This window comes from Calidithermus timidus DSM 17022, assembly GCF_000373205.1.
Lineage (GTDB): Bacteria > Deinococcota > Deinococci > Deinococcales > Thermaceae > Calidithermus > Calidithermus timidus.
In genome coordinates, this window is sequence record NZ_KB890687.1 from 1 (window position 1) to 26664 (window position 26664).

A 26664-nucleotide genomic window follows, 5' to 3' on the forward strand; every position below is an offset into this window, starting at 1 on the left:
AAAAAAGGGAAGCCTCTGTGCTCATAGCGGTGTGGTCCCACCCGTACCCATTCCGAACACGGAAGTGAAACGCACCTGCGCCGATGGTACTTGGCTCGAAGGGGCCTGGGAGAGTAGGGCAGCGCAGAGGTTTTAGTTTTTAAGCGATGGCCGGAAGCCAACTATCGGCTGTAAACTGAATGCGGTGTGCAGTGCGAGGCACTGCCCGCGCGGGAGTAGCTCAGTTGGTAGAGCACAACCTTGCCAAGGTTGGGGTCGCGAGTTCGAGTCTCGTCTCCCGCTCCACACCATCCCCCCTCCTTGTTACCCCCACCACGAAGTTGGTGGGGGTTTTGCTTTGTGGCCCCTGGTGCAGTTGAGCCGACCTGATGTGGTTCAAGCGTGCAACCTGCGCTCCCTGCCCGAGCCTTGCTCTCGTCGACCTTCGGTCTTGTGCTGGGGTGGACAAGGCGAAAGAAAACGCCGGGCTGCGTTATGCCCGGCGTTACCGGGACATGTCGTTGGAGGGGCAGGGTGTGGAGGTATGCCGAGGGCCGGCGGCCAATGACTGGCCGAGCTGAGCTCCAAGGCCAAAGTAGCTAATTGATAGACAAAACGCCCAACGCCCCGGGTCTCCAGCCTCGCTCTCGACCAGCGACCTCGAGCGCCACACCTAACGTGCGCGTTTTGAGGTAACGCCAGCTTAACGCGCCAGGGGCTAGGCTCTAGGCTGAGAGGAGCGTCGTGGCGCTTATGGGCAAAGCACCCCTGGTGAGCATCCTGATGCCCACCTACAACTACGCCAAGTTCATCGCGCATTCCATCGAGAGCGCGCTGGGACAGGAGCTGGAAGACCTCGAGCTGATCATCAGCGACAACGCTTCCACCGACGATACCCAGGCGGTGGTGGCGCCCTACCTGGCCGATCCGCGGGTGAAGTACAGCCGCAATGTCGAGAACATTGGGATGACCCCCAACTACAACCGCTGCTATGAGCTCATGCACCCCGAGAGTCAGTACGTCATCATCCTGCCCGCCGATGATTGGTGGGAGCCCAGCCTACTCCGCAGGCTGGTGAGCATCGCCGAGGCCGACCCTGAGCTGACCTTCGTGCACTGCGGGGGGTACAAGGTTGACCCCGAGGGCCGGTTGCTGTTCGAATACATGAATCTCTTCGCCTATCAGCCCCCCGCGGGCAAGCACCGCGCGCTCAAGGAACTCTACCGCAACAACTACATCTTCGCCCAGACCGCCTTGCAGCGGCGTTCGCTCTTTGAGCGCTACAAGCCCTACCCCAACCTCTACCGCCTGGGCTTCAACTACGCCCCCGACTACATGTTGTGGGTGGACATCATGAACCGCGGGGCCATAGGCTACTACCTGCCCGAAAAGCTGGCCTACTTCCGCGAACACCCCCAGTCCCACACCATCGACAAGAACATCATCCCGCGTCTGCGCGAGGAGATGCGCATTTTCGAGGTCGCGGCCGAGAGCTGCCCGAGCGAACTCGAGGCCGAGCGCATCGCTAACCTCAGGAGCCGCATGTTGGCTCTGGCCCAGCGCCTGCTCAGAGCCGAGGAGGAGGAGGAGGCCAAACAGCTCTTGCGAAAAGCCGCGGAGCTCGACGCTCATCCCAGCCTGGGTATCCGTATCGCTAGCTTCATCGCCAATCTGCCCCTTTCGCACGGGACCCGCTCGAGGCTGTGGGAACTGGCCGAGAACCTGGCTTTCCGCACCCGCCGCAGCCACGCCTGAGCTTTCCCGAGCAAACCCCGCCCAGGTTTTGGGTGCGAACAGCAGGTTTTCATGGAACACAACATTTCCCCACCCGCCAATCCTCCCCGCCTGGCCCGTGTCGTGCGCAATGGGCTGTGGAATGGCGCGTCCAATCTGCTCGTGGCATTGGCGGGCATCGTCACCTCGGTCATCGTGGCCCGCAGCCTGAGCGAGGCGCAATTTGGCGTCTACAGCTATTACGCTTGGCTCTCGGGAACCCTGGTGGCCTTGCTGAACGCCCAGTCCTTTGGTTCGGCCCTGACCAAGCTGGCGGCGGAACTGCGCGGGCGGGGAGAGGTCGGGGAGGCCAGGGCCTTAGGGCGCGGGGTGATGCTGGTGCTGGTGGGCTCGAGCCTGCTGCTGAGCATCGCCGTGCTGATCTACGCCTTGGGGGCCGAGCCTCCTTTGCGTTACTACTTTCTGGTGGTGGCGGCTGCGCCCTTGCCGGGGGTGCTGGCCTCGCTGCTCTCCTCGGTGTTCTGGAGCCGAGAGAACTACCGCGTCACCTCCATCGCCAACCTGCTGGGCGCCGGGCTCCAGGTGGCGCTGGTGCTGGTGGCCTATTGGCGGGGTTGGGGGGTGGCGGGCTACTTGCTGCTGACCCTGGCCCTGCCGCTGACCAACTGCATCGCCCTGCTGCTGACCTCCTCCGCGGACAAGTCTGAAGGGGATATGCGCCGCTGGTGGCCCAGCCGTTCCACCGTGCGCTACTACCTGCAATTCAGCTTTCCGCTGGCGGTGATGGGGCTGCTGGAGTTGGTGATGATCCAGCGCTCGGGGGTGTTGTTTCTCGAGTTCTACTCCACCACGGCGGAGATCGGCTTTTACAGCCTGGCCTATACCATCTTCCAACTGCTGTTTATGACTGGCTGGGCCCTGGTCAACAGCTTTTACCCCGCTATCTCCCACAGCTTCGGCCAGGGGGACTGGACGACCATCCGCCACAAGGTCCGGCAGGCTGGGCTCTTGAGCGCGGTCTATGCCACCCCGCTGTTTCTGGGGGGGCTGGTCACCTTGCCCGAGCTGATCGCCCTGCTCTTCGGGGTGGACAAGATCGAGGCCGCCCGCCCGGCCCAGGTGCTCTTCCTCGGCATGCTGCCGATGTGTCTGGTGGGCCTCTACGGCCTGACCCTCAACGCCATCAACCGCCCCTGGGCGGTTTTCCCCATCGGGATTGGAGCCTCGCTGCTGGGAATTGGGCTGAGCGTGTGGTTGGTGCCGCAGCACGGGGCGGTGGGGGCTGCCATCGCCAATACCGTGGCGCAGGGGACCTACGCGGGGCTCAAGTACCTCATCGTGCGGCGGCTGGTCGGGGTGGGGCTGCCCTGGGGCGTGATCGCCCAGGTGCTGTTCATCGGCTTCCTGAGCGCCTTTTTGCCCCCCCTGCTGAGCTTGCGGTTGTTTCCTGGTGCGCCGGGGCTGCTGCTGGGCATCGCCCTGTCCGCGGTGGCCTACGTCGGGGCCATGTGGAGGTTGGGCTACCTGCGCCGAATCGCCGGGGAATCGCCCGCCGCACCTGGCGGAGGTGGGGCATGAGGGTGTTGCACCTGGTGGGCAACCTGCTCCTACCCAAAGACCCCGAGCGGGAGCGGGCCAGTGGGGCGGTGCGGGTGGCCCTCGAGCTCGCCCGCGCACAGGCGAGGGCGGGGCACCAACCCTGGGTGGTGAGCATCGGCCCCGAGGCCTGGGGGCGGGAGTGGCTGGGGGTGCGCTTGCTTCAGCTCAAACCCCTGCCCTGGGCCCGCACGCGGGGGCTCGATTTCCGCAACCACCTGCCCTATGTGCTGCTGTGCCTGCGGGAGAGCTTCGACGTGGCCCACGGCCACCTCTACAGCTACCTGCGCTTTCTGAGGGTCAGGGCCCGCGTGGTGCACGTGCACCACGATCCCCTGCACGGCGCTGATGGGGCCGAGCTGCCGCTCATCGTCCGGCACTGCGACGCCCTCATCGCGGTGAGCAAGTTCGTGGCGCGGCGGCTCGAGCGGGGCCTGGATGGGACGGGGCAGGTCTTCCAGGTGTACAACGCCGTGGACACCGCGCGTTTCGACCCGGCCCGCTACGCGCGGGAGCGCCTCGAGCTGCGGGAGCGCTGGGGCGTGAAGGCGGGGGACCCGGTGTGGCTTTACGCCGGGGCCATCGTGCCGGAGAAGGGCGTGCTGCACCTGGCGCGGGCCTTCGCCCGCCTGGCCGAGCGCGTCCCCCAGGCCCACCTGGTCATCGCCGGAGGTAGCGCGCTGTGGCGGCAGAGCTTCGAAACCGAAGACCCCCAGGCCGCCTACGAGCTGGAGGTGCGCCGAACCCTCACCGCCGCCGAGGCCCGGGGACAGGTGCACTGGCTGGGGGTGGTGGGCGGGGGGGAGATGCCGGCCATCTACGCGGCCTGCGACGCGGTGGTGGTGCCCTCGGTGTGGGGGGAGCCCTTCGGCTTGGTGGCCGCCGAGGCCCTGGCCAGCGAGCGCCCGGTGGTGGCCTCGAGCGTCGGCGGGCTGGTGGAGGTGGTGCAGGGGAGCGGCAGGCTGGTTCCGCCCGGCGATGAGGCGGCTTTGGAGAACGCCCTGCGCGACCTCAGCCACAACCCCATCCTGCGGCAGCAGCTCGGGGCTCACGGCAGAAGGGCCATGCTGGCCTTAACCTGGGAGAAGGCCGCCGCGGAGGTCGAGGCGGTGTACCACGCCTGCTTGCACCCTCCGGCGGCCATCGGCAGCCGGGCCTAGAGGACGATCTATGTGCGGCTTCATCGGATACCTCATTCCCCAGGGAAAGCCTCGACCCGACTTGGCGACTTGGAGTCAACTCCTTGTGCACCGCGGCCCCGACTCCGGGGGGACCTACCAGGAGGGGCCGCTGGGCTTTGGCTTTCGTCGCCTGGCCATCCTCGACCTCTCCGAAGCGGGCAACCAGCCCATGCAAGGCGAGCGTTTCGCGCTGGTGTTCAACGGGGAGATCTACAACCACGCCGACCTTCGGGCCGAACTCGCCACGCCCAGGGGTGGCTGGCGGGGGCACTCGGACACCGAGACCATCCTCCAGGCCTGCGAACAGTGGGGCGTGCGCGCTGCCCTCGAGCGCCTCAATGGCATGTTCGCCCTGGCTATCTGGGACAAACAGCGTCAGGAGCTGACACTGGCCCGCGACCCGCTGGGGGTCAAGCCGCTCTTATACCTCGAGCGAGGCGGCGCCTTGTACTTTGCCAGCGAACTCAAGGCCCTACGGCCCTACAGCCAGGGGCGGCTCTCGGCTGCGGGCGTGGCGCTCTACGCTTCCTTGGGCTTCGTGCCCGCGCCCTTCTCGCTGCTCGACGACGTGAGGAAGCTGCGCCCCGGTGAGGTGCGGGTCTTCGGGCGTGACCCGCGCGGACGATCCCTTTCAGGACAGCCTGGCGGCTGGTTCATCCACTACAAGGCCTGGCGGGAAGAGCGTAGCGCCGAGCCGGGCGATTTGCGCGTGGCGGTCGAGAAAGCCGTGCAGCGGCAGCTCATCTCCGACGTGCCGGTGGGCATCTTCCTCTCCGGCGGTGTGGATTCTTCGGCCATCGCTCACGTCGTCGCCCGGAGCGGAAGCCTCTGCTCCTTCAGCCTGCGGCCCGTGGATTCCAACCCCGAGGCCGAGCTCGACGCCGACCTCGCCGCCATGCAGGCCAGGAAGCTGGGCCTGCGTCACCACGAAGTCCCCTTCGACCCCGCCGAAATCGCCCAGGATCCCGCCGACCTGCTCGCCCGCATGGATGAGCCGGTGCTCGAGCCCTATTTCCACGGCGAGGTGCTGCTCTCGCAGGTTGCGCGGGCCGCTGGGATCAGCGTGGTGCTCACCGGGCACGGCGGTGACGAGGTGTTCATGGGCTATCCCACCTACCAGGCGGTGGAGAAGGGGGAGCGCTACGACCGCATCCCCCTGCTGGGCCCGGCCCTGCGCGCGGCCTCGAGCCTGCCCTTCTTCTCCGGCCACACCCGCGACAACCTGCGGGGCGCGGCCAGCGTGTGGCGCCGGCCCTTCCTCGAGGGCTACGCCTTGCGCTCGGCGGTGCTCTTCGACGTAGCCGCCTCGGCCCACCTGGCCGGGCTGGCGGCCTCTGAAGTGGACGAGATCCTCCGGGGGCTGCTCGAGGACGTGCGGCGGAGCGTCGAGCGCCTGCCCAGCCCCGCCCGCCGCCTGCGCCCGGTGGAACTGGCCGCGCGCATGGACCTGTTGTTCAACGTGCCCGAGCACTACAACCAGCGCCTCGACCGGGCCAGCATGAGCGCGAGCGTGGAGGCCAGGGTGCCCTTGCAAGACCTCGATCTGCTCGACTGCGTGTTGCGCCTGGGGGCCGAGGCGCTGATGGACGGGGGGCTCAAGGGCTTGATGAAACAGAGCTTCGGCGAGCTGCCCCGCGAGGTGCTCTACCGCCCCAAGCGCCACTTCCAGGCCCCCCTGCTGGGCTGGCTGCGGCGGGGAGGAGCGCTCGAGCCGTGGGTCAAAAGCCAGCTCAGATCCCTCGAGCAGCGCCTGGGGCAGGGCCTTCCCCCACTCACGCTAGACTCCACCCAAGCGGCCTACCGGGCCTGGAGCCTAGCGCTGCTGGAGGGCTGGGCGCAGAAACTGCAACTGGACACGGTGCCAGCATGAGGGCCAGCCGCCGCTTAAATCTCGGTCTGGGCGGGGGGGTTTTCGCTTGCGGGCTGGGACTCTTGGCTTCCTGCTTCCAGTGGGCGTGGGCCCAGGGCGACCTGGCCCGCTGGGAGGGAGAGTGGAACGGGCTGCAGATGCGGGTGGCGGTGGTGGCGCGGGGCCATGCCATCACCGAGACCGAGCGCCAGGAGAGGCCCTGGTGGCAGTGGGGCCGCACCAACAGCGACGTGTTTCTCTTTGGCTTCGCCCCCGGCGGCTACGACCTGGTTCTGGACTTCGGCCTCAAGGTGGATCGGCCCCGGGTGCGCATCTACGTGGTGGACCAGCGTGAGCGCGGTGAGGTCAGGGTTCTGGCCGGGCAGTACATCCTCCCCGCAGGCCACAAGCGGGTCATCGAGCTGTGGCCGCGCGACGAGAACGAGGACTGGCTCACCCGCAATGGGCTGCCCAACTTCGACCTCGAGGGCCTGGTGCCCAGCGACGAGCAGGAGGGGCTGATCTTCGGCCTCAGCGTAGCAGGCAACCCCCTGCGTCCCGGCGAGCCGCTGTGGCACACCACCCGCATCATCAACGACGCCGGGGCCGACCGGGGCTACTCGCGCTTCGGCGCGGCGGTGCGCTCCGACCCCAGCGTGCGCTTCAAGCTGGCCGACCCCCTGCTGCCCAGCTTTCCTTACCTGAGCGTGGTACAGGGCTTCGACCCCTTCGGCGACGACCGCCCCATGGTCTATGAACTCAACACCCACGCCTTCCGCACCACCTGGGCCGGTTTCCAGAGCGCAGGGGTCTATGCCTTCAACTCCAAGTCCTTCCCGCCCTACACCGACTTCGAGTCCCCCTTTGCCTGGTACCGCTTTGATGCCGCTCGCGAAGGCGGCCCCAGCGGCAAGTACGCCGACTTGGTGGTGCGGGCGGACTACTGGCCCCAGCAGAGCCTCTTCGGCCCCGACGTCTACCGCACCACCCGCTCGGCCTTCCGCCTGAGCTGGAAGGGTGAGGATCCCATCCACTGGCGCTATTCCCTCACGGTCGCGGGCAACCACGAGATGCGCACGCGGGTGAGGGTGGGCGACCAGGTGGTGATGGCGGTGCCCTACTGGGATTACCCGGCTTGGGTGGCCACCAAGAGCTGGAAGGCTGCGACCTTGGTGGAAGCCACCCAGGGCGAGAGCGGATCGGAGGGCATCTACGACTTCTCGGTGGAGGACAACCCTGAGCTGGTCTACTGGGTCAACGGCCAACTCGACGAGCCGCCCCCGGGCTATGACCGGCCCTACATCGAGTTTCCTCAGATTCACCCCCAGCGCCTGGCCGAGGGCTTTCGTGGTGAGTACAGCATGGCCTACAACCGCGTGCCCGAGCTGTACTTTTCGCCCATCGACCGGCGCGTCCACCTCAAAGGCGCTCAGGCTGGGATCTGGAACCTGGGCAAGGGCCAAGTGCTGCGCAGCTACAACCTCGAGCCCGACGACTACATCGATAGCTGGGTGCGTGAGCAGGTACCGCTGCAACAGGGTCCGGTGGTCATCGCCGAGCACGGCCAGCCCCTCGAGCGGCTGCACTTCCTGCGCGGCTTCGTGATCTACTCGGGTCCGGCGGGGGTGGTGCTGCGGCGGGGCGAAGTGCAGCTAAATGGCCTCGAGCTGCCCGTTCCCACCGCACGGGAAAGCTGGCAACCTTGGGCCAGCCAACTGCCTCAGCTCGAGGGGGGACGCGATCCCCGGCGGCTGGACACCTGGCTGGGTAACCTGAGCGGCAGCGCCTTGCTACAAGATCCCGGCGGGAGCCTGAGCGAGGTGTGGTCCACCCCCGAGGGTCTGCGCCTGGTGCTGCAAAGCCGGGGCCAGGGCCGGGGCCCTCTGGCCCCCGAGACCGCTGGGGTCTATGTGCTGCGCTATAGCGCCCGCGACGACCGCTGGAGCGTGGAGCCCAGCCCCCCGCCCCGCCTGGTGGCGCGCATCAGGAGCCGCCCGCTCCGGGAGCTGTACCCAGCGGCGCTCGAGCTGGAAGTGGAGAATCGGGGCGGGGTCAGCTGGAGCGGTCCCGCCGAGCTGGTCGCGCTGCGCACCAACGAGTGGGGCAAGGTTGAACAGGAGACCCTCGAGCGCTGGGAGCGCCTGGAGCTGATGGGGCAGAGCAGCGTGCGCAAGGAGATTCACTGGGCTCCGCGCTTCACGGGAACCAGGGAATTTGTGCTGATGCTGGGTGAGCGCAAGCTCGAGGTGGGGCGGCTCGAGGTGGCCCATACCCCACGGATGACCGCGCCCCCTCCCAACCCCGTGGCCGCGCCCTTCGCCCTGCTGGTGCTGATGCTGGGTTTGCTGGGCATCTTGCGGGTCTGGAAGGAGGCCGCGTGAACCTGCCCCGTCTTTCCCAGCGCGTGCAGGATTTGTTCTGGGCCCCCAGGGCCATCGCCCGGCAGCCTCTGCGGGTCTCCTCCTTCACCTACGCCTTCTGGATCGGGCTGGCCTTTGGCGGCTACTTCATCCTGCGCTACAGCGGGCAGTGGGCCGAGATCGACTCGGTGGCCTTCAGCGGCATTACCTCCAACCTGCAGCTCTACGGCAGCTTCAGCCAGGAGATCAATCCCAAGAACTACCCCCACGGCTATGCCTTTCCGGTGTGGATGGCCTCGCTCTCCTACCTCACCGGGCTGCCGGTGGGCGAGCTGATGCGCTGGTATACGCCCATGGTGGGCAACCTCTTCCTGGCGATGTTTGGCTTCTGCGCTTACCGGCGCTGGCTGGGCAGCGACCGCCTGGGCTTGCTGGCAGCCTCGGTGCTGTTCTTGGTGCCCGAGATGGTCTTCACGGTTTCCCGCGGCAACCACGAGAAGATCACCGTATCGCTAACCCTGCTGGCCTCGCTGGCGCTGCTGAAGAGCTTCCTCGAGATCCAAGCGCGCAACTGGAAGCTCTTCGCCTCCTGGCTCACCGTCTACTACCTCGTTTCCTTCACCCTCTCCTCGCTCAACGTGCTCTTTGGCTCCTCGTTCATCGTGGCCTCCACCCTCACCGTGATCGTGGCCTGGGTCTTCCTGCGCTTCAGGCCCACCCAGTGGGGCATCATCCGCCGACCCCTGGAGCGCCTGACGCTGCGCATCGCCACCTCCTGGCTGCTGGTGCTCATCGTGATGTGGTACATCTACCCTTCTGCCGGGGAAAACTTCAACCTGCTCAAGACCGCCGTTGAAAAGCTGAGCACCCTCTTCCTCAGCTTCACCCCGGAAAGCAACCCCTATGTCCAGGATGCCGATCCGTGGGCCAGCGTGTTGGGTTACCGCCTGATCTCTTCCTTCCGCTGGATCCTCTTCGCCATCTCCTTCCTCACCTGGCTCTTATTGCTGGCCCCTACCATCTTCCGCAACTCCAAGGCCCCACTCACCCGTGTGTTCCTGCTGGCGCTGTACGGGGCTTTCGGCTTCCAACTGGCCGTGGCCATCCCCGTCGACCTCATAGGCCTCGAGGCCGGGAGTAACTTACAGGTGCGCATGTACGTCTACTTTGTGCTCTTCGCTGCTCCGGTCTTTGTGTTGGGCGTGACCCGGCTGGTGGGGCCCAAAAGCCGCCTAATCGTGGCGGTGGTGATGGCGGGCTTTGGCTTTTTGAGCGCGATCAAGGCCACCCTCGACCCCCACATCTCCAACTTGTGGATGCAGTACACCCATACCGAGCTTCAGGCCATCCGCACCTGGGCCCAGTACGAGGAAAACAGCCTGCTCTACCTAGGCCGCATCACCCGCCTCAACGACGCTTGGTACATGAACTACGGCCTGGGCCTGCCGGGCGGCAACAACCTGAGCATCAACCCGGACAGCCCCGAAGTCCCCCACGCCCTGTTCTCGAGCACCCAGGAAGCCAACAACAGCGCCTGGCGCTTCCGCCTGCCCTTGCTGTTGCTGGACAACCGGGTCTACGACAACGGCGATACCCAGATCTACCACCGCCTGCCCCGCACGCCCTTTCAGCGCTAAGCTCGGGGCATTCACGGAACCCAAAGGCCTCCGCGAACGAGAGGGGAGGCCGCGTCTGAAGAGCACGATCGAGAAGAGGGGGGCTATCGGCCAGTTCGTTCCCGAACGGAGTGCTCTGGGATTCAAAAAGATAGCCTCTGAAGGTTTTTAGAATCCGGTACAATCCCCCGGACTCACCTCAGAGGCGAAGGGGAGTGATCACGGTAGTGGTGGTTTAGCTTGCTCTGATGCAGCGCGAATCCTGAGTGTGAGGCTCAGCAGAAGGCGTTTTCCCTGGGTTGCCTGTAGAGGTGTCAGGGCATATCTCTCTACCCATAGGGGCTTATCTAGACTGGAGAGAGTCTTTAGATATGTCACGATTCCATAGTAAGAACCCTCGACTTCCAAAACCAGCTTCCAGGCCTCGTCCTCTCCTACGGCTTCTACCTGACCAGGATTCAGAGAACCAACCGTCAGCCCCGTTTCTTCTGCCAGATGGAAGAGGGTTTGGTAGAGCAAAGGGAGCGCTTCCTCCTGGAGGGGAGGCTTGGCTAGGGCCTTGGGGAGGCGTTGGGTAAGGATTTCCACTTCTTTTTCTAGGGTCAAGACCTGCACTCTGGCTTCGTGGTAGTCCCGGTAGGCGGAGAATAGCTTGTTTGTACTCCAAAGGAGTATCGCCAAGGGCAGGATAAGCCAAAGCCAAATGGGGAGCTTCATCGGCGCAGGACTCGGGAGAGATCAAAGAGAGGCAAATATAGGGCTAAGGCGACCAGGAGCATTATACCCCCGAGAACCACGGTGAGGGCGGGCTCAATGCTGGAGGATAGCCGCTTCACCCCGTAATCCACCTCCCGCTCTAGGTGAAAAGCTGCTTGGTAAAGCATTCGGTCTAGGCTTCCTGCCTCCTCTCCCACCAGGGCTAGGCGCACCAAGATGGGCAGGAAAAGCGGTTCGCGACCCATGGCGGCACTCAGGGACTCCCCCCGCACCACCCGCTCCAGGACCCGGTCCAAGGCCTCGGCTAAGGCGGCGTTGCCCAGGGTGTTGCGGGTGGCCTCGAGGGCCTGGGTGATGAGCACCCCACCTTCGTAGAGGGTGGCTAGGGTGCGAGCGAAGCGGGCCATGGCCGCTTTGTGGAGGACCAGCCCCACCAGGGGAAGCCGCAGGAGGAGCCCGTCCATGAGCTTTGCCCCCCCGGGGGTCTTATGGTAGGCCCTGAGGAAATAGCCGAGGGCGATAAGGAGGAGGAAGAGCCAAGAGCCGTTTTGTCGTACAAAGAGGGAAGTGCCGATGAGGAAACGGGTGGGCCAGGGCAGCTCTGCTCCTGCTGCTCCGTAGAGCCGGGCGAAGACCGGGATGACGAAGAGAAGGAGAACCGTGACCACCAGCAGTAAAACCGCCACCACGAAGGAGGGGTAAAGGAGGGCGGTGCGCACCTTTTCCCGCAGGTCGTGGCTCTTGTCCAGATACTCGGCAATGCGCCTTAGCACCACTTCTAAAGCCCCTCCCACCTCCGCTGCCCCCACCAGGGCCCGCACCAAAGGGGAGAAGACCCTGGGATAGTGGCCCATGGCTTGGGCCAGGCTTTCGCCCCCCTCTACCCGCTCCCGCACCCCCCGGGCGGCTTCCTTCAGAAGGGGGTGTCGACTTTCCAGGGAAAGGGTGTGGAGGGCCTGGGCCACGGGGACGCCCGCCCCTACCAAGGTGGCGAACTCCTCCATGAAGAGGACCAGCTCGGGAAGGGGAACGCGCCCCCTCGCAGGACGCCTTAGCCTTTCCAGGCGCAAGGGGTATAGCCCCATCTCCCTTAAGCGGCGCCTTGCCCCTTGGGGGTTTTCCGCTTCTAGAACCCCGCGGTAGATCCTTTCCCCTTTCCCGTCCGTGGCCTCGTACGAAAAGCGCATGCCCTACTCCCAAAGCCCGAGCGCCCTCAAAAGCTCGCTACCCGTGGTGATCCCTGATCGGACCTGAACGATCCCCACTGCCTGCAGGCTTCGGTGGCCTGCCGCCCTGGCCCATTCCCAGAGCTCACTTTCCCCCGCTCCCTGCCCCAGGCGATAAAGGGCTTCCCGGTCGGGTACGTAAACCTCGTAGAGGCCAACCCGTCCCCTATACCCGCTGCCCCGACAGAAGGGGCACCCGTCTCCCCGCGTCTCCACCTCGGGGACCTCTTCCCCAAAAAAGAGGCGGGTTTCCTCCGATAAAGGTTGGGGTCGGGCACACTGGGGGCAGACCCGGCGCACGAGGCGCTGGGCCACGGTGCCTAAGAGGGTAGAGGCCAGAAGGTGTCTTTCTGCCCCCATTTCTAAAAGCCGGGTCACGGCGGCGATGGCGTCGTTGGCGTGGAGGGTGGCGAGGACTAGGTGGCCGGTGAGGGCGGCCCTCAGGGCGGTGTCCAGAGTTTCCGTGTCCCGTACCTCCCCCACTAGGATCACGTCGGGGTCCAGGCGGAGGACGCTCCGCAGAGCCTCGGCGAAGGTGAGGCTGATTTTGGGTTGTACGGGGATCTGCACTACCCCCTCTAAGGGGAATTCCACCGGGTCCTCGATGGTCACAAAGGTCTTTTCTCGAGTGTACAGGCGGTCCAAGGCGGCGTAGAGTGTGGTGGTCTTGCCGCTTCCCGTGGGGCCGGTGACGAAGAGGATGCCGTGGGGTTTCCTAAGAAGCTTTTGGAAGAGGGCCAGTTCTTCGGGGAGCATGCCCAATTCTGTAAGTCCCAGCCGAACTCCCGTAGGGTAGATGATGCGCAGGGTGAGCTTTTCCCCGTGGAGGCTGCCCACGGAGGCGGCCCGCACCTCGTATCGTTTACCTTCAAAGGTAAAGGTGAAGTGTCCATCCTGGGGGCGGCGTCGCTCGGCGATGTCCATTCCCGCCAGGACCTTGTAGCGGGCGGCTAGGGGAGCCTCGAAGTCCTTGGGCAGCCGCTCTAGCTCTTGAATGACTCCGTCGATGCGGGCCCGCACGGCCAGGTGGGTTTCCTCCGGGTCCAGATGGAGGTCGCTGGCCGTAAGGGCGATGGCCCTTTCCAAAAGGGTCTGGGCCAGGCGCACAGTGGGCACGGCCTCCAGTGTGAGGTCCACCTGGGCGACCTCCTCGCGTCGGGCTGCCTCCTTGGGACGGGCATCCTCGGCCAGGAGATGGTCTAGGGCTTCCAGGATCTCTCGGTCGGGGGCTAGATAGGGGACGATCTCCTTGCCGGTGAGGAAGCGGAGCTCGTCCAGAAGCGCTAGGTCCGAGGGGTGGGCCATGGCTACGTGCAGCCGGCTTCCCTCCACCCTAAAGGGGAAGACCCGCTTTTCTCGGGCGAAGCGGTGGTCCAGAAGGCGCAGGGCCTGGGAGTCAGGGCTCGCCTCGGAAAGACGGATCAGAGGGGCGCGCTGTTGGTTCGCCAAGGCCTGTACTAGATCATCCTCTTTCAGGTAACCTCGCCTCAGGAGTACCTGGCCTAGGAAATCTCCCGTGAGGGCCTGCTCCTCCAAGGCCGCTTGGAGCTGTGCCTCCGTGATGTATCCCAGGTGGAGGAGGAGTTCACCGAGCTTGGGTCTGGACAACCTCTACCTCCCAGGTATAAATGGTTTTCCCTTCCAGGGTGCTCCGTTGTAGAGGACCCACCTTCCCCCCAAGTTTTTGGGCCAGAAGGAGGGGAGCATAAGGATCTAGGGCGTTACCCTCTAGGAAAAGGCGTCCTTTCTCAGCCTCGAGGCGGGTAAGCCAAAGGGTATTAGGTCGCTCAGCAGCCACCTTGAGAACCTCCTCTGGACCCAGACCTTGGGGGCTTACGGGTTGGAAGGCTTGTTGCCGTAAAAGCTCTGCCTCCTGACGTAAGACCCTGACCCGGCGCCCTTCCTGTTCAGCCTTCTGGTTTAGGAAAACGCTTCCCAGAAGACCCAGGCTAAAGAGAAAGGATGCTAGGAAGATACTGAGCTGAGCCTCCTTGGGAAGCTCATTTCCCAGGGGCTGCCGCCGCAGGCGGAGATCTAGGAGGGGCCCTGGGGTTGTGAGGAAGGCCTCAAGGTTCAAGGGCACGGCTTGTTCTACCCGCTTTGCGGAAAGCTCGGGGGGTAGGCGGGGGGGTTCGGGAAGGCCCAAAAGCCAGGCTTCATCCACGGGCGCCGTCTGTCCAAATAGGGCTAGGGAGCGGGTGATTTCCTCGGTTAGCTCGAGGGTGCCCTCATCTGCGGGGAGGGTGAGATAGCGAAAGCCCCGCAGGCTTCCCCCCGCAAAGAGGGCTATACTGTGGGTCAGGTTCTCTACCACCAACAGACTATCTCCTTTGCTCCTAGCTAGGGCGTAGCGCCAAAGTATCAAGGGGAGTGGCTCTACCCGTCTGGGACGCAAGCGCCCGAGAAGGGCTGCACCCTTCTTGGGCATGCTGGTGTAGAGCACCTGCATGCGATGCTCGTCTTCTGGCCCCGTCAAGAAGTAATCGGTGACAAGCTCCTCCCCGGCGAAGAGGGGGCTTCGCTCCGCCTCAGCCAGAACCGCCTCCTTCAGGGAGAAGCCCTGCGGGTTTGGAAAGGACTGCAACCGAAGCAAGGCAAATTCAGAGCCCAGGCCGAGATAACCGTTTCGACCCACCTTCTCCAAGGCTTGCTGGAGACGTTGGTAGCTGGGCCTGCCTTCGCTGTCTAGGAGACCCTCAGCAGAGTAGGCTTCCAACCTACCCTTGTACAGGTAAAACAAGCGATGGCGGGTGGTTAGAAGCAACATAGGGGGTTTTAGGGAGTCTGAATGCCAGACGGTGAGGCTGAAGAATTTTGCTTAGCTGGGCTTTGGGGCGCCATACTGTTGCTCTTAGCATGACTCGTTATTTCCAGCCAGTATCCTCTCGCTTTAGGTTGGTGAATCTTGCCGCAAGCCCTCGCCATGCAGTCCAATCCTCCGAACCACACGCAAGGTGGTCAAGTCCTTTCCCTGCCAGCTCAGGTGCAACAAAAGGGTGCGCCCATTGCAGGTAAAACTGCCTCCGTATCCGGAAAGATGGGTGATTTCCAAGCCATCTCGCCAGAGCTTTCCCCCCTGAAGCCGGTAAATGACTGGCCCCGAGGAAAGGGTAAGACTTGCTTGTTGTGGATTCGGACAGGATAAGGCAATGCTGGGATGAACATCTTTCATCAACCTGGACCGCACCTCCTGCAAGTCAGCCCAAAGCTGGGCATCTTCCTGGGCTTTGAGGCTTCCTTCCACCATCTGGCTGAAAAGAGCAGAGAGGGTCAAGGCCAAGATACCCAAAAAGGCCAATCCCATGGCCATCTCTACAAGGGTTACACCTTTTTGCCAGCGAGTGGATGGGATTTCTTGCAGCATTCTTCCTCCTTAAGGGGGGAGGTTGTCATTGGTGGGTTACCCAGGCGGTGATCAGCTCGCTTCCTCGGTAAACTCGCACTTCATACCTTACCAAGCTTCCCTCGCTAAGCGTGCACACCTGGTAAGAGAGGCCGCCTTCAAGGGCCTCGAGGGAGCTGCAACCTACAGGGATTGGGGGGGTAGCGCGGTAGCCTTCTAAGATGTCCTGAGCTTTGATAAGGGCTGCTTCCAGGGGGGCTGTTTCCTGCTGGGTCAGAAGCACTTCGGTGAAGGGTCTCAGCACGAACAAGGCCAACAAGGAGAGAAATAGGAGGGCTAGAACAACCTCAAGAAGGGTAAAGCCTTTTCGCACAGGGATCCTTTCGGTGTTCAGGCGCTGGGGTCTAAGGCGCTTCTTCCCAGGCTACTACGTGACCTAAGAAGAACGTGGCTGCTAGCTTCCAGCGCACACGAAGCCCGTAGTTCAAGGGGCTCTCCGCTGTTTCCCCCTCGCCCACGTAACGGATGCCGCCAAGAACCAACTGGGGGGCTGAGTAACGGTATCGGCCTAGAGGTTGGCCTCCTACCTCTACCAAGTGCCAGGTGTTAGGAAAAAGACCGTTTTCCTTGGTCGCACGAAAAACGGCGCTTTCTGCAAGATAACGAGCTTGGAGCTGAGCAAGCTCGTAGCGATGCCGTTCGGTATTTGATGAGTGGAGCAGGGCAGTAGGTAGGGCCAGGGTGGCTAAAACCAGCAAGGCTACCAGGACATACAGAAGGACGCTGCCCTTGCTCCACATAATCACCGCTCATGTGCCGCTCGAGCCAGGCCTCTCTTCAGCCTGCTGAGCGTGCTGGGGAAGGGACATCAGTTGAGGTTGATCCTTACGCAGCGTATGACGGTTGTGGCGTTGGCTGCGGCGGTCGTGCAGGTGTCGTTGGAGTAGACAAAGCCGATGCGTTCGCCCACATCTACAGCGTTGTTGTTGTTGTAGTCCATATAGTACGCCCCACCTGTTCCCAGCTTGAGCTGCGTGGGTGCATCCATGTAGCTGATGAGCTGGTTCCAGGTGGGAGCGGTGCCGCTGTTTTTAACCAGGTAGATAGCGTAGGCCGAGCGGATACTAGAGCCTGTGGACTCGCGCTGGGCCCGGCGGGCTTCGGTGCTCATGTCTACGAACCTCGGCACAGCGATGGCTGCCAGGATGCCAATAATCACGATCACTATGGCCAGCTCAACCAAGGTAAAGCCTTTCTTGTTCATCTTTTCCTCCTCTTCGCTGATGGGTTAAGCACTACAGCCAAGATGATAGACAACTTTCCCAAAGAGGACCTGTGAGATATGACCGCGAACTAGCCCTATAGCTTTATGTCTTCGGCTGAGTCAAGAAGTTTGCATGTGTGGTTTGTATACGAGGGGCATACCACTTCTCGAGCCTCGGCAGAACCCTTGAGCCTCTTGCCAAATTACTCCCAGTGTAGATTGCCTTTGGAGCCGGGGATGGCCCGTGTGACAAAGGCAACACCGAAGGGATGCTCAGCGCTAGCAGAAGGCGATGAAGCCGACTGAAGTCCCCTAAGGCCGGGCACTGGCCGGGAGCTTGACTTCTGCTCTTGGTATTAGAATCCGAAGGACAGGAGGCGACATGTCTGTACACCCTCTGGCCGGCAAACCCGCACCGCACGGCATTCTGATCAATATTCCGCGCCTGGTGGCCAGCTATTACGCCCTCCGGCCCGACCCCGCCGACCCTTTGCAGCGGGTGGCCTTCGGCACCAGCGGGCATCGGGGCAGCGCCCTCGCCGGGACCTTCAACGAGGCCCACATCCTGGCCATCGCCCAGGCTGTAGCCGAGTACCGTGCCCAGCAAGGCATCAGCGGGCCGCTGTACATGGGCATGGACAGCCACGCCCTCAGCGAGGCGGCCTGGATCAGCGCCCTCGAGGTCCTCGCCGCCAACGGGGTGAGGGTGCGGGTTGAGCGGGGGCGTGGCTATACCCCCACCCCCCTGGTCTCGCACGCCATCCTCTCCCACAACAAAGGCCGCAGCGAGGGCCTGGCCGACGGCATCGTGATCACCCCCAGCCACAACCCACCGCAGGACGGGGGCTTCAAGTACAACCCCCCCTCAGGCGGTCCTGCCGATACCGGCGTGACCAGGGCCATCCAGGAGCGGGCCAATGCCCTCTTGGCCGAGGGATTGAAGGGGGTCAAGCGCGTCCCGCTCGAGCGCGCCCTGCAAGCCGCCGAGGAGTTCGACTTCGTCACCCCTTACGTCAGCGAGCTGGACCAGATCATCGACATCGGGGCCATCAAGGCGGCGGGTGTGCGCATCGGGGTGGACCCGCTGGGGGGGTCTTCGCTGGCGACCTGGCAGCGCATTGCCGAGCGCTACGGCCTCGACCTCACCGTGGTCAACGAGCGCATCGACCCTGCCTTCGCCTTCATGAGCGTGGACAAGGACGGCAAGATCCGCATGGACTGCTCGAGCCCCTACGCCATGGCCTCGCTGATCTCCCTCAAGGAGCGCTTCGACGTGGCGGTGGGCAACGACCCCGACGCCGACCGCCACGGCATCGTGACCCGCGACGGTCTGATGAACCCCAACCACTACCTCGCCGTCGCCATTGACTACCTCTATCAGAACCGCCCGCGGTGGCCTGCCAGCATGGGCATCGGCAAGACCCTGGTATCCAGCAGCATGATCGACCGGGTGGCCCAGGCGCTGGGTCGTCCCCTCGTCGAGGTGCCGGTGGGCTTCAAGTACTTCGTGGACGGGCTACTCAGCGGGACCCTCGGCTTTGGCGGAGAGGAGAGTGCTGGGGCAAGCTTCGTGCGCATGGACGGCTCGGCCTGGAGCACCGACAAAGACGGGATCATCCTGGGGCTTCTGGCGGCGGAAATTCTGGCCAAGACCGGCAAGTCGCCCAGCGAGCACTACCGCGGGCTCGAGGCGCGCTTCGGCGCTTCGGCCTACAGCCGCATGGACGCTCCCGCCACCCCGGCCCAGAAGAAGGCGCTGGCCAACCTCTCGCCCGAGATGGTCAGCGCTACCGAGCTGGCCGCAGAGCCCATCTTGGCCAAGCTCACCCGCGCCCCTGGCAACGGCGAGCCCATCGGCGGCCTCAAGGTGGTCACCCAGAACGCCTGGTTCGCCGCCCGCCCCTCGGGCACCGAAGACGTGTACAAGATCTACGCCGAGAGCTTCCGGGGGACAGAGCACCTCGAGCGGGTTATGCGGGAGGCTAGGGAAGTCGTGAGCGCTGCCTTCCAGGCTGCGGGCGCGTAGCCTGGTTGGTCAGGCGAAAGGTCCGCACCCCGTGGGGAAGAACCCGGCGTAGGGTGTATAACGCTTTTCCTGCACCTGCGGCATGATACGATATGCAACCGTGCTTGCGCAGCGGGTACAAAAAACTTATACTCGGTCAAAGTAAGTGGGAGTAGCCCTGTTGCCGTGAGACAAAACTCGTGGAGGAGGTGAAGCACAGCCGAATGCCTGAAACCAAGCGCCCCGCTTTTGGCCTGGAGTTCTCGGCCTTCGGCCTTCAGCCATGCCCATCGATTTCAGCCTGACCGACGAGCAAAAAGAGTTGCAGAAGCTGGCTCGGCGCTTTGCCCGCGAGCAGATCGCCCCCGTGGCCGCCGAGTACGACGCCCGCGAGGAGGTGCCCTGGCCCATCGTCGAGAAGCTGCACGGGGTGGGCCTGCTCAACGCCATCATTCCCGAGGAATACGGTGGATTGGGGCTGGGGATGCTCGAGGAGGTCATCATCGGCGAGGAGCTGGCCTGGGGCTGCATGGGCATCTACACCATCCCCATGGCCTCCGACCTGGGCATAACCCCCATCCTGCTGGCCGGCTCCCACGAGCAAAAGCAGCGCTTCTTCAAAAAGCTCACCGAGAAACCCGCGCTGGCCGCTTTCGCCCTCTCCGAGCCCGGCAACGGCTCGGATGCGGCTGCCCTGCGCACGCGGGCGGTGCGGGAGGGCGATGACTACGTCTTGAATGGGACGAAAACCTGGATCTCCAACGGGGGGGAGGCCGAGCTCGTGGTGGTGTTCGCCACCGTCAACCCCGAGGCCCGGCACAAGGGCGTCATCGCCTTGGTGGTGGAAAAGGGCACCCCCGGCTTCAAGGCCAACAAGCTGCACGGCAAGATGGGGCAACGGGCTTCCGGGACCTACGAGCTGGTGTTTGAGGACTGCCGGGTTCCCGCCGCCAACCTGCTGGGCAAGGAGGGCGATGGCTTCAAGATCGCCATGAACACCCTGGACAAGACCCGCATCCCGGTGGCTGCGGGTTCAGTAGGGCTCGCCCGGCGGGCGCTGGAGGAGGCGACCAAATACGCCAAGGAGCGCGAAGCCTTCGGCAGGCCGATCGCCGAGTTCCAGGCCATCCAGTTCAAGCTGGCCGAGATGCTCATGGGCATCGAGACCGCCAGGGCCTACACCTACTACGCCGCCTGGCTCACCGACCAGGGCCTGCCCCAAGCCCACGCCGCGGCAATCGCCAAGGCCTACGCCTCGGAGATGGCTTTCGAGGCGGCCAACCAGGCCATCCAGATCCACGGGGGTTACGGCTACATGCACGAATACCCCGTCGAGAAGCTGTTGCGCGACGCGAAGCTCAACCAGATCTACGAGGGCACCAACGAAATCCAGCGGCTCATCATCGCGAGGCACATCCTGAGCGGATAGCCACCTTAAGCTATTGACTATCGGCTATCCGCGCCGAAACGAAGTGGAGGCACACGTGAAATTCGTTGCAGTCATCCGCCAAGTCCCCGACAGTGAATCCAGGCTCAAGATCGATGCGGGCCGGGTAGACCTCTCCAGCGCCACGCTCATCCTCGACCAGATGGATGAGTACGCCGTGGAGGAGGTCATCCGGCTGCAGGAGAAGCACGGCGGCGAGAGCGTGATCGTGGCCCTGGGGCCCGAGCGCTTCGAGGAAGCGGTGCGCACCGCGCTGGCGATGGGGGCCGACCGGGCCATCCACCTGGTGCAGGAGGGCTACCTCGACCCCATCACCCAAGCCGAAGCCCTGGCCGAGGTCCTGCGGGCCGAAGCCCCCGACGTGGTGCTCACCGGCGGCCAGCAGGCCGACTGGGACTCCCAGGCTTTGGGTCCGGCCATCGCCGAGGCGCTGGGCTGGCCGGTGGTCACCTGGACCACCGCCCTCGAGATCGAGGACGGCTGGGCCAAAGCCAGGCACGACCTCGACGAGGGCGCCGAGGTCGTGCGCCTGAGCCTCCCCGCGGTCTTCACCACCCAGCAAGGCCTCAACGAGCCACGCTACCCCACCCTGCCGGGCATCATGAAGGCCAAGAAGAAGGAGATCCGCAAAGCCCCCACCGCTGCCGCGTCCAAGGTGGAAGTGCTCGAGCAGAGCATCCAGGAGCGTGCCCGCTTGGGCAAGCTCCTCGATGGCACCAAAGACCCACAGGCCGCTGCCAGCGAACTGATCCGGCTGCTGCACGAGGAAGCCAAGGTGATCTAAGTACCCCGAATCTTTGCGCCCCATCGGCGTGCGGACAAACGCTGGGGAAAATCAAGCGAAGGGCACTTAGCCATACGTCAACGCTCGAAGGTCCTTCTCGGAGGTTGTGAATGATCCTGGTAGTTCTTGAACACGACGGAGCCCGCCTGCGCAAGGGCGCTCTCGAGGCCGTCACCCGGGCCCGCCAGTTGAGCGCCCTGGGTGGCGTGAGCGGTGTGGTGATCGGTGAAAACCTGACCTCGGTGGCCGAGGAGGCCAGACGGTACGTGGATACGGTCTACGTGGCCGAGGTGGGTGCTTATACCGCAGAGAAATGGGCTGCTGCTGCCTATGCCGCGGCTCAAAAGGCCGGGGCTAAGGTGGTCATCGCCAGCGGGGGCCGCCAGAGCCGTTCCTGGACCCCCAGGCTGGCCTACAGGCTGGGCGCGGGGCTGTTGGAGGACACCCTCGAGACCTCCACCGACGGCTCGAGGGTCATCGCCAGCCGCTACAGCTTCCTCAACCGCGTCACCGAGAAGCAAGCCGCCAGCCTGCCGGTGGTGATCACCGCCAAGCCCAACACCACCCCTCTGGCCGAGCCCCAGGGTGAGGGCAGCGTAGAGGACCTCAGCGTCGAGTTGCCCCCCGCGCAGGTGGAGGTGCTCGAGCGGGTGACGGAGCAGAAGAAGGGCGTCTCGCTCACCGAGGCTACCGTAGTGGTGACGGGTGGGCGCGGCCTGGGCTCCCCCGAGGCCTTCGCGGGCGTGGAGGAACTCGCCGACCTCCTGGGCGGCGCGGTGGGCGCGACCCGTGCTGTGGTGGATGCGGGCTGGCGCCCCTACGGCGAGCAGGTGGGCCAGACCGGCAAGACCGTGCAGCCGGGCGTCTACATCGCCCTGGCCGTCTCCGGTGCGGTGCAGCACCAGGCGGGCATGAACAAGAGCAAGTACATCGTCGCGGTGAACAAGGACGCCGAGGCCCCCATCTTCAAGATCGCCGACTACGGCATCGTGGGCGACGTGCACCAGGTGCTCCCGGCGCTCATCGAGGCGACGAAGAAGCTGAGGGATTGAGTTCGGGGCTCCAAGGCCGAGGGCAGGCCTTGGGCCTGCCCTTTTCGTGTCGGGGGTTTTGGGGTTGGCCTCGCGCGGGAGGTAGGCGGAGTGCTCAGGCGCTTTTACGGCGGGTGTTGATCTTCAGCGCGGCCCAGATGGGGCAAAAGCTGAGGCTGGCGGTCACCACCATGATCACCCCGAGTAAGCCGAACACCCACTGCCAGACTCCGGTTGCGCCGAAGAAAGCGATGAGAAAGAACACCAACGCCAGCAGGTACCGCACGCGTCGGTCGGTGATGCCCACATTGGGAACCATGGCTACCTCCTGTTCCTAAGGCTAGCACAGGAGGCGGGGTACGAATGTGAGGCTCAGGCTACCTTGGCATCGGTACTCAGGCGCTCGAGCGCGGTGACCTTGCTCACCTCCACCAGCCGCTTGTAGCGCTTGGCCTTGCTCTCGCGCTCTTCCCACACCTCGGTCTTGAGCGCCCCCTCGACCATCACCTGGCTGCCCTTCTTCAGGCTTTTGAAGGGCTCGGCCAGCTCGCCCCAGGCCTCGAGTTCGACGTAGTGGCTCTTGCTGACCTGGCCGTCCCAGCTCGAGAAGCCGAGCTGGGCCTTGGCAATGGGGGTCTTCATCGAGGTCTGGCGTAGCTCGGGGTCGGCGGTGAGGCCGCCGATGAGGAAGACGCGGTTGTCGGCCCCGTAGAGGATGGGCCCCTTCTCCTCCTCACGCACATCGGCGCCCTCCAGGCGGTGCAACTCCTCGCCCACCACCCGCAGCCTCGAGCCCTTGCGCCCGTCCACCTCCCAGCGCTCGTACTCCAGCCGCCCGCTGGCCTGGTAGGCGGCACCTTCCACCAGGATCTGGGCCCAGGCCTCTGCCTGCTTGCCGTAGAAGGTGAGGTCTATGCGGGTGAAGACGAAGTTTTCCTTGATGGGCCTCTTGCCCACCAGGGCGATCTCCAGAAAAGGCGTGCCCTTAGGGGTGTAACGCAGCTCGCGCCGGCTGAGCACGCCGCTTGCGAGTACCAAGTTGGCTCCCATGTCATCCCTCCTGGCTCTGGGTGGGTTGTGCGGATCGTCCACTCACGCGGCTTCCCGCTTCTTGCGCTGCTCGTAGAGGTAGGCCACCGCCCTGCGGGCCTCGAGGCGGGTGAGGCTTCCGGGCTCATCGGGTTGCTCGATGCCCAGCGCCTGGTAGTCGGCGGGCTTGAGGTGCTTGAAGGCGAAGCCCGCGTAGCGCTGATCGACCTCGCCGTGTAGGGCCACGGGGTCGTTCTGGGTGGCCTCGAGCTCATCCACGTAGTCCTTGAGCCGCCCGTAGGCCTCGCTGGCCTCGGCCTCGCTCATGCGCTCGAGGGTGCGCAGTACCTGGTAGTACTTCTCCACCGAGTCGCCCAGGATGTAGCGCTTCTCGATGGCCTCGTTCAGCAGCAAGGCGTAGCGGGCACGCACCTCGATGTTTTCCTCCACGGGAAGCTCGGGCGAGGCGATGACCCTGCCCTCCCCGTCGGTGATCACGAAGCCCCGCACCTGCTGGGTGGCGGCCCCGGCGGCGTGGCGCTTCCAGGGGTCCTTGAGGGCCTGGAGGGTCTCGGGGGCGTCGCGCAGCTCGATGCGGCTGGTGGGGAAGCCGTCCTTGCCCTTGGAGACGCTCACCGTGAGCAGGAAGGGCACGCCGGTGAGGTCGCCACCCGCGGCCTGTTGGAGCTGGCGCAGGTAGCCCTCGGCCCGGCTCACCGCGCTCATGCCCTTGAGGTCGATCTGGTAGACCCCGGCGCTGGGCACCCCCACGACCTTGAAGCTGAGGATGCCGATGGGGCGGCACTGGGGGGCCTCGAGCTTATCGCCTGTCTTGCGGGGCTGGGCGAAGGGGCAGCCCCGCAGGGCGCAGTCGCGCTGCTTGAGGTCGCCGCCCTCCTGCACCTCCTGCCCCACGATGCCGTCGCCGCGGCACATCAGGCCCGAGCGGGCGTAGCGCTTGTAGTAGGGGTCCCAGGTGGCCTCGGAGAGGTTGTCGGGGAGGTAGACCAGCACCTGGGCGGGCTTCTCGCCGTAGATCGCCTGCACGGGTTGGGCGCTGCCTTCGATGCGGAAGTGCTCGAGCGCGACGGGTTTCTCGATCTTGCGGCTTCCCCGCTCGACGGTTTCCTTCATGCCAATCTTGAACTTCCCGATACGGACGTAACGGGTGCGGGTGTTGAGTCCTTGGATCATGTTTGGGTCCTCTTTCGCCGGTGCGATGCGTTGCGGTCTTGTGGGATTGCATCCGGTAGCGCGAAGCCACCGGCACGGCTACGCCGCCTTGCGGGTGACGTTGCTGCCCAGCCAGCTCACGAAGTCGGCCAGCATCTGCTGGGCCTCGTTCCAGCTCCTGCCGCCGTCGCCGGCGGGGAGGCGCTCGAGCCCGTGCCGGGCAGCGCTGCCCTCCCTCAAGGCGGCGAGGGCTTCGTCGCGGGTGGCAGCATAGAGCTTGCGCTCACGACGGTCCAGCAGGAGCAAGCTACCCTCCAGCCGCAGCAGGTGGGGCTTTACCGAGGGGTGGGAGGCCCAGATCAGGTAAGCCCAGGAGTTGCCCGAGCCCGAAGTGTGCCCGTCGTCGTACATCAGCGCTTCGCTGCCGGGATCGAAGTAGAACACCACGCGGGGGGCGAGGCCGGGGTAGCCGAGGATCTTTTCCAGCTTGGGGTGTAGGAGGATCTCGAGTTTGGTCATGGTCTTTCCGTTCCTGTCCTGTGTGCTTGAGTGCCTGTGCTGTGAGGGACTCGAGTGGTCGTTCATTGCGTAGCGGTCGGTAGATCCTGGGGTTGCCCTCCGTCGAGGTTCTACGTAATAGTCTGTGGTTGAACCTCGTTATTTAGTTTATAACATAACGACTGGTATGTCTATACCATAATGGATCCCGACCCAAGATGATGTTTAAGGCGTATTGAAGTTTATTTGTTATGCTGTAAACTAAATATCATGGGTCATTTAGGTGGTGGTGAATGAAGGAGGCTGCCGTGAATGAGAGTGAATGGGGAACTCGGCACTGCGCTACCGGGGAAGGTTCAAAGGACCGGGTGGCACTCGAGCCGCCAGCCTCCGAAGCCACCGAGGAGGTGCCCGCGATGGCATTCTTTGCCGCCGGGGCCAGCATGCTCGAGCTGCGGGTGATCTACCGGGCGCTGGAAATCTGGCTGCTCGAGGCCCCCTCCAGGCTCCAGGAGCGCGAGCTGGGCTGGCAGATGCACCGGGCCCTCGAGCGCGAACTCGAGCGCCGGGTGCGCGAGAGCATCTGGCCCAGGGAGGCGGCAGATCTGCCGTTTTGAGCCCACTAGACCCCTATGAAACGCCTCGTGATCGAAATCAAAAACCATCCCCGGCGCTCCCTGAGCGTCATGAGCGGTGAGCGCATGGACACGGCCATTCGCAAGCACGCCCCCTACCTGCGGGGCCTCGAGCCGGTGCAGGTCTTCGTGCAGGAATACGACCCGCGCCTTTCCACCCGCTTCCGCTATACCCCCGCACCCCAGCTGCTCGAGCTGCTGCGCCGGGAGCTGCGGGAACTACGCCCGCATAGTGCCGCCTGAAGCATGGCGTTCACCACTAGGTCTGGCCCAGGCTCACGCGGCGCTTTGTACACTGAATTGATGCGCGACCTGGATGCACAGGAGACTTACCTAGCCGACCGCATGGGCCTGGCCTTCGAACTGCGCGACCTGGTGGGCAGCGGTCCCGTTCCTCAGGCCAGCTATGCCCCTCCCTACGGGGTGGTGGGCTACGGCGAGGCCTGGTGGGCGGCGCGGCTGGCGAGAGACTGGATCGGTGTGGAGTTCACCGAGCGGGGAACCCAGTTCGTGCTCGAGGGGGGCTACGACCTGGGCCAGGCCCTGAGCGCTGGCCTCTACGCCGGAGCCGAGACCGAGATCGTGCGGCTGGGCTACCGCGAGGAGGTCGAGGTGCAGGTGCTGGCCCACCCCTTGTCTACCTACCACTACCTGCGCTTCCTGCTGCTGGCGACGGGACAGGAAGCCGAGCTCGGCCGCGTTGACCGGGGGCTTTTGCTCGAGCGCGAGCGCCTGCGCCCGGAGGTGGGGTTGGAGAAGAACCCGGCCAAGTTCCTGGCTTACTCGCTGCTCGAGCGCACCCCGCTGTGGGTAGTTCCCGAGCGCTATGCGGGGCTGGCCCAGGCCATGCAGCAGATCTACGCCCGCATCGGCAAGAGCCTCTCCATCACCCCGCCGCCTTCGGGGCTGGAGTTCTTCCTCACCGGGCTGGAAGCCCGCCACGAGCAGGGCGACCCCCTGGCGGCGGTGTTGCTGGGCGACGACGAGCGCAAGCGGGTGAGCCAGGAGATCCTCGAGAGCCGCGTCGATACCCTCATCGAGTTGCCCGAGCCCGAGGCCGAGGGCACGCTGGCCAAGGCCATGTGCTACTGGTACCGCATCGCCTGGGCCAGCTACTACGTGGCGCTGCTCTACGGGGTGGAGCCGGGCGACTGGGAAGTGCTCGAGCGCCTGCGTGAGGTCACCTGAAGCTTGCTC

Annotated in this window: 23 protein-coding genes, 1 tRNA gene and 1 rRNA gene; 15 read left to right on the forward strand and 10 right to left on the reverse strand. The window is 64.5% G+C overall.

Annotation, left to right across the window (positions count from 1 at the left end; all coding sequences use genetic code 11):
• The first annotated feature begins 13 nt into the window (after positions 1-13).
• From rrf to B047_RS0100040, 8 genes are all read left to right on the forward strand, one after another.
• Positions 14-130 (forward strand): 5S ribosomal RNA (gene rrf / locus B047_RS0100005).
• 79 nt (positions 131-209) lie between these two features.
• Positions 210-285 (forward strand) — tRNA-Gly (locus B047_RS0100010).
• A gap of 447 nt (positions 286-732) precedes the next feature.
• The gene (locus tag B047_RS17075; protein WP_018464906.1) at positions 733-1734 is read left to right on the forward strand and encodes a glycosyltransferase family 2 protein; all 1002 of its coding nucleotides are present in this window, start codon (positions 733-735) and stop codon (positions 1732-1734) included.
• Between the two features lie 51 nt (positions 1735-1785).
• Positions 1786-3291 carry a flippase gene (locus B047_RS15860; RefSeq protein WP_084784894.1) on the forward strand — a complete coding sequence of 502 codons (1506 nt, stop codon included), beginning with the start codon at positions 1786-1788 and terminating at the stop codon, positions 3289-3291.
• Positions 3288-4469, forward strand: a complete 1182-nt coding sequence (locus tag B047_RS17080) for a glycosyltransferase family 4 protein (RefSeq protein ID WP_018464908.1) — start codon at positions 3288-3290, stop codon at positions 4467-4469. The genes B047_RS15860 and B047_RS17080 overlap by 4 nt, the downstream gene beginning before the upstream one ends.
• 10 nt (positions 4470-4479) lie before the next feature.
• The gene (asnB, locus tag B047_RS0100030) at positions 4480-6360 is read left to right on the forward strand and encodes an asparagine synthase (glutamine-hydrolyzing) (RefSeq protein WP_084784895.1); all 1881 of its coding nucleotides are present in this window, start codon (positions 4480-4482) and stop codon (positions 6358-6360) included.
• Positions 6357-8720 (forward strand): hypothetical protein, encoded by a 2364-nt coding sequence (locus B047_RS0100035; RefSeq protein WP_018464910.1) that lies wholly within the window; start codon positions 6357-6359, stop codon positions 8718-8720. Before asnB ends, B047_RS0100035 begins: the two co-directional genes overlap by 4 nt.
• On the forward strand, positions 8717-10336 hold the full coding sequence (locus tag B047_RS0100040) for a hypothetical protein (protein ID WP_018464911.1): 1620 nt from the start codon (positions 8717-8719) through the stop codon (positions 10334-10336). The genes B047_RS0100035 and B047_RS0100040 overlap by 4 nt, the downstream gene beginning before the upstream one ends.
• A gap of 198 nt (positions 10337-10534) precedes the next feature.
• Here B047_RS0100040 and pilO read toward each other — a convergent pair whose 3' ends face one another.
• The 6 genes from pilO to B047_RS0100075 all read right to left on the reverse strand — a co-directional run bounded on the left by pilO (position 10535) and on the right by B047_RS0100075 (position 16865).
• Positions 10535-11032 (reverse strand): type 4a pilus biogenesis protein PilO, encoded by a 498-nt coding sequence (pilO, locus tag B047_RS0100045; RefSeq protein ID WP_018464912.1) that lies wholly within the window; start codon positions 11030-11032, stop codon positions 10535-10537.
• Positions 11029-12219 carry a type II secretion system F family protein gene (locus B047_RS0100050; RefSeq protein WP_026234433.1) on the reverse strand — a complete coding sequence of 397 codons (1191 nt, stop codon included), beginning with the start codon at positions 12217-12219 and terminating at the stop codon, positions 11029-11031. The genes pilO and B047_RS0100050 overlap by 4 nt, the downstream gene beginning before the upstream one ends.
• 3 nt (positions 12220-12222) lie before the next feature.
• Entirely contained in the window at positions 12223-13866 is a 1644-nt protein-coding gene (locus tag B047_RS0100055) for a GspE/PulE family protein (RefSeq protein WP_018464914.1), read from the reverse strand.
• 1282 nt (positions 13867-15148) lie between these two features.
• Positions 15149-15622, reverse strand: a complete 474-nt coding sequence (locus tag B047_RS15870; RefSeq protein WP_157205763.1) for a PulJ/GspJ family protein — start codon at positions 15620-15622, stop codon at positions 15149-15151.
• Between the two features lie 25 nt (positions 15623-15647).
• Positions 15648-15974, reverse strand: coding sequence for a prepilin-type N-terminal cleavage/methylation domain-containing protein (locus B047_RS0100070; protein ID WP_052605976.1), 327 nt, complete (start codon positions 15972-15974; stop codon positions 15648-15650).
• Positions 15975-16469: 495 nt separating this feature from the next.
• Positions 16470-16865: a type II secretion system protein gene (locus B047_RS0100075; RefSeq protein WP_018464918.1), complete on the reverse strand. Its 396-nt coding sequence runs from the start codon at positions 16863-16865 to the stop codon at positions 16470-16472.
• A gap of 382 nt (positions 16866-17247) precedes the next feature.
• Here B047_RS0100075 and pgm point away from each other — a divergent pair, with 382 nt between their 5' ends.
• From pgm to B047_RS0100095, 4 genes are all read left to right on the forward strand, one after another.
• The gene (gene pgm, locus B047_RS0100080; protein WP_018464919.1) at positions 17248-18891 is read left to right on the forward strand and encodes a phosphoglucomutase (alpha-D-glucose-1,6-bisphosphate-dependent); all 1644 of its coding nucleotides are present in this window, start codon (positions 17248-17250) and stop codon (positions 18889-18891) included.
• Between the two features lie 262 nt (positions 18892-19153).
• Positions 19154-20299, forward strand: a complete 1146-nt coding sequence (locus tag B047_RS0100085; RefSeq protein ID WP_018464920.1) for an acyl-CoA dehydrogenase family protein — start codon at positions 19154-19156, stop codon at positions 20297-20299.
• A 55-nt stretch (positions 20300-20354) separates the two neighbouring features.
• Positions 20355-21101 carry an electron transfer flavoprotein subunit beta/FixA family protein gene (locus B047_RS0100090; protein WP_026234434.1) on the forward strand — a complete coding sequence of 249 codons (747 nt, stop codon included), beginning with the start codon at positions 20355-20357 and terminating at the stop codon, positions 21099-21101.
• 110 nt (positions 21102-21211) lie between these two features.
• Entirely contained in the window at positions 21212-22153 is a 942-nt protein-coding gene (locus B047_RS0100095; protein ID WP_018464922.1) for an electron transfer flavoprotein subunit alpha/FixB family protein, read from the forward strand.
• Between the two features lie 94 nt (positions 22154-22247).
• On the opposite strand, the gene B047_RS0100100 is transcribed toward B047_RS0100095, so the two are convergent.
• The 4 genes from B047_RS0100100 to B047_RS0100115 form a co-directional block, all read right to left on the reverse strand.
• The gene (locus B047_RS0100100; RefSeq protein ID WP_018464923.1) at positions 22248-22451 is read right to left on the reverse strand and encodes a YgaP family membrane protein; all 204 of its coding nucleotides are present in this window, start codon (positions 22449-22451) and stop codon (positions 22248-22250) included.
• A 53-nt stretch (positions 22452-22504) separates the two neighbouring features.
• Positions 22505-23182 carry a single-stranded DNA-binding protein gene (gene ssb, locus B047_RS0100105; RefSeq protein WP_018464924.1) on the reverse strand — a complete coding sequence of 226 codons (678 nt, stop codon included), beginning with the start codon at positions 23180-23182 and terminating at the stop codon, positions 22505-22507.
• Between the two features lie 42 nt (positions 23183-23224).
• The gene (locus B047_RS17765; protein ID WP_018464925.1) at positions 23225-24355 is read right to left on the reverse strand and encodes a recombination directionality factor; all 1131 of its coding nucleotides are present in this window, start codon (positions 24353-24355) and stop codon (positions 23225-23227) included.
• 78 nt (positions 24356-24433) lie between these two features.
• Positions 24434-24853, reverse strand: coding sequence for a hypothetical protein (locus B047_RS0100115; protein ID WP_018464926.1), 420 nt, complete (start codon positions 24851-24853; stop codon positions 24434-24436).
• A gap of 287 nt (positions 24854-25140) precedes the next feature.
• On the opposite strand from B047_RS0100115, the gene B047_RS0100120 reads away from it, so the two are divergent.
• The 3 genes from B047_RS0100120 to B047_RS0100130 are packed head-to-tail and all read left to right on the forward strand — an operon-like array spanning position 25141 to position 26655.
• Positions 25141-25449 carry a hypothetical protein gene (locus tag B047_RS0100120; RefSeq protein ID WP_157205764.1) on the forward strand — a complete coding sequence of 103 codons (309 nt, stop codon included), beginning with the start codon at positions 25141-25143 and terminating at the stop codon, positions 25447-25449.
• 15 nt (positions 25450-25464) lie between these two features.
• Positions 25465-25710 carry a hypothetical protein gene (locus tag B047_RS0100125; RefSeq protein ID WP_018464928.1) on the forward strand — a complete coding sequence of 82 codons (246 nt, stop codon included), beginning with the start codon at positions 25465-25467 and terminating at the stop codon, positions 25708-25710.
• 60 nt (positions 25711-25770) lie between these two features.
• Positions 25771-26655: an SIS domain-containing protein gene (locus B047_RS0100130; RefSeq protein WP_018464929.1), complete on the forward strand. Its 885-nt coding sequence runs from the start codon at positions 25771-25773 to the stop codon at positions 26653-26655.
• Positions 26656-26664 lie beyond the last annotated feature (9 nt).

Bases quoted from the DNA above. Each gene is read 5' to 3' on its own strand.
- B047_RS0100050 (WP_026234433.1), bottom strand. From the start codon at position 12,219: ATGCGCTTTTCGTACGAGGCCACGGACGGGAAAGGGGAAAGGATCTAC.
- B047_RS0100115 (WP_018464926.1), bottom strand. From the start codon at position 24,853: ATGACCAAACTCGAGATCCTCCTACACCCCAAGCTGGAAAAGATCCTC.
- B047_RS17765 (WP_018464925.1), bottom strand. From the start codon at position 24,355: ATGATCCAAGGACTCAACACCCGCACCCGTTACGTCCGTATCGGGAAG.
- pgm (WP_018464919.1), top strand. From the start codon at position 17,248: ATGTCTGTACACCCTCTGGCCGGCAAACCCGCACCGCACGGCATTCTG.
- B047_RS0100035 (WP_018464910.1), top strand. From the start codon at position 6,357: ATGAGGGCCAGCCGCCGCTTAAATCTCGGTCTGGGCGGGGGGGTTTTC.
- asnB (WP_084784895.1), top strand. From the start codon at position 4,480: ATGTGCGGCTTCATCGGATACCTCATTCCCCAGGGAAAGCCTCGACCC.
- B047_RS15860 (WP_084784894.1), top strand. From the start codon at position 1,786: ATGGAACACAACATTTCCCCACCCGCCAATCCTCCCCGCCTGGCCCGT.
- B047_RS17075 (WP_018464906.1), top strand. From the start codon at position 733: ATGGGCAAAGCACCCCTGGTGAGCATCCTGATGCCCACCTACAACTAC.
- B047_RS17080 (WP_018464908.1), top strand. From the start codon at position 3,288: ATGAGGGTGTTGCACCTGGTGGGCAACCTGCTCCTACCCAAAGACCCC.
- B047_RS15870 (WP_157205763.1), bottom strand. From the start codon at position 15,622: ATGCTGCAAGAAATCCCATCCACTCGCTGGCAAAAAGGTGTAACCCTT.
- B047_RS0100085 (WP_018464920.1), top strand. From the start codon at position 19,154: ATGCCCATCGATTTCAGCCTGACCGACGAGCAAAAAGAGTTGCAGAAG.
- pilO (WP_018464912.1), bottom strand. From the start codon at position 11,032: ATGAAGCTCCCCATTTGGCTTTGGCTTATCCTGCCCTTGGCGATACTC.
- B047_RS0100125 (WP_018464928.1), top strand. From the start codon at position 25,465: ATGAAACGCCTCGTGATCGAAATCAAAAACCATCCCCGGCGCTCCCTG.
- ssb (WP_018464924.1), bottom strand. From the start codon at position 23,182: ATGGGAGCCAACTTGGTACTCGCAAGCGGCGTGCTCAGCCGGCGCGAG.
- B047_RS0100100 (WP_018464923.1), bottom strand. From the start codon at position 22,451: ATGGTTCCCAATGTGGGCATCACCGACCGACGCGTGCGGTACCTGCTG.
- B047_RS0100095 (WP_018464922.1), top strand. From the start codon at position 21,212: ATGATCCTGGTAGTTCTTGAACACGACGGAGCCCGCCTGCGCAAGGGC.
- B047_RS0100130 (WP_018464929.1), top strand. From the start codon at position 25,771: ATGCGCGACCTGGATGCACAGGAGACTTACCTAGCCGACCGCATGGGC.
- B047_RS0100075 (WP_018464918.1), bottom strand. From the start codon at position 16,865: ATGAACAAGAAAGGCTTTACCTTGGTTGAGCTGGCCATAGTGATCGTG.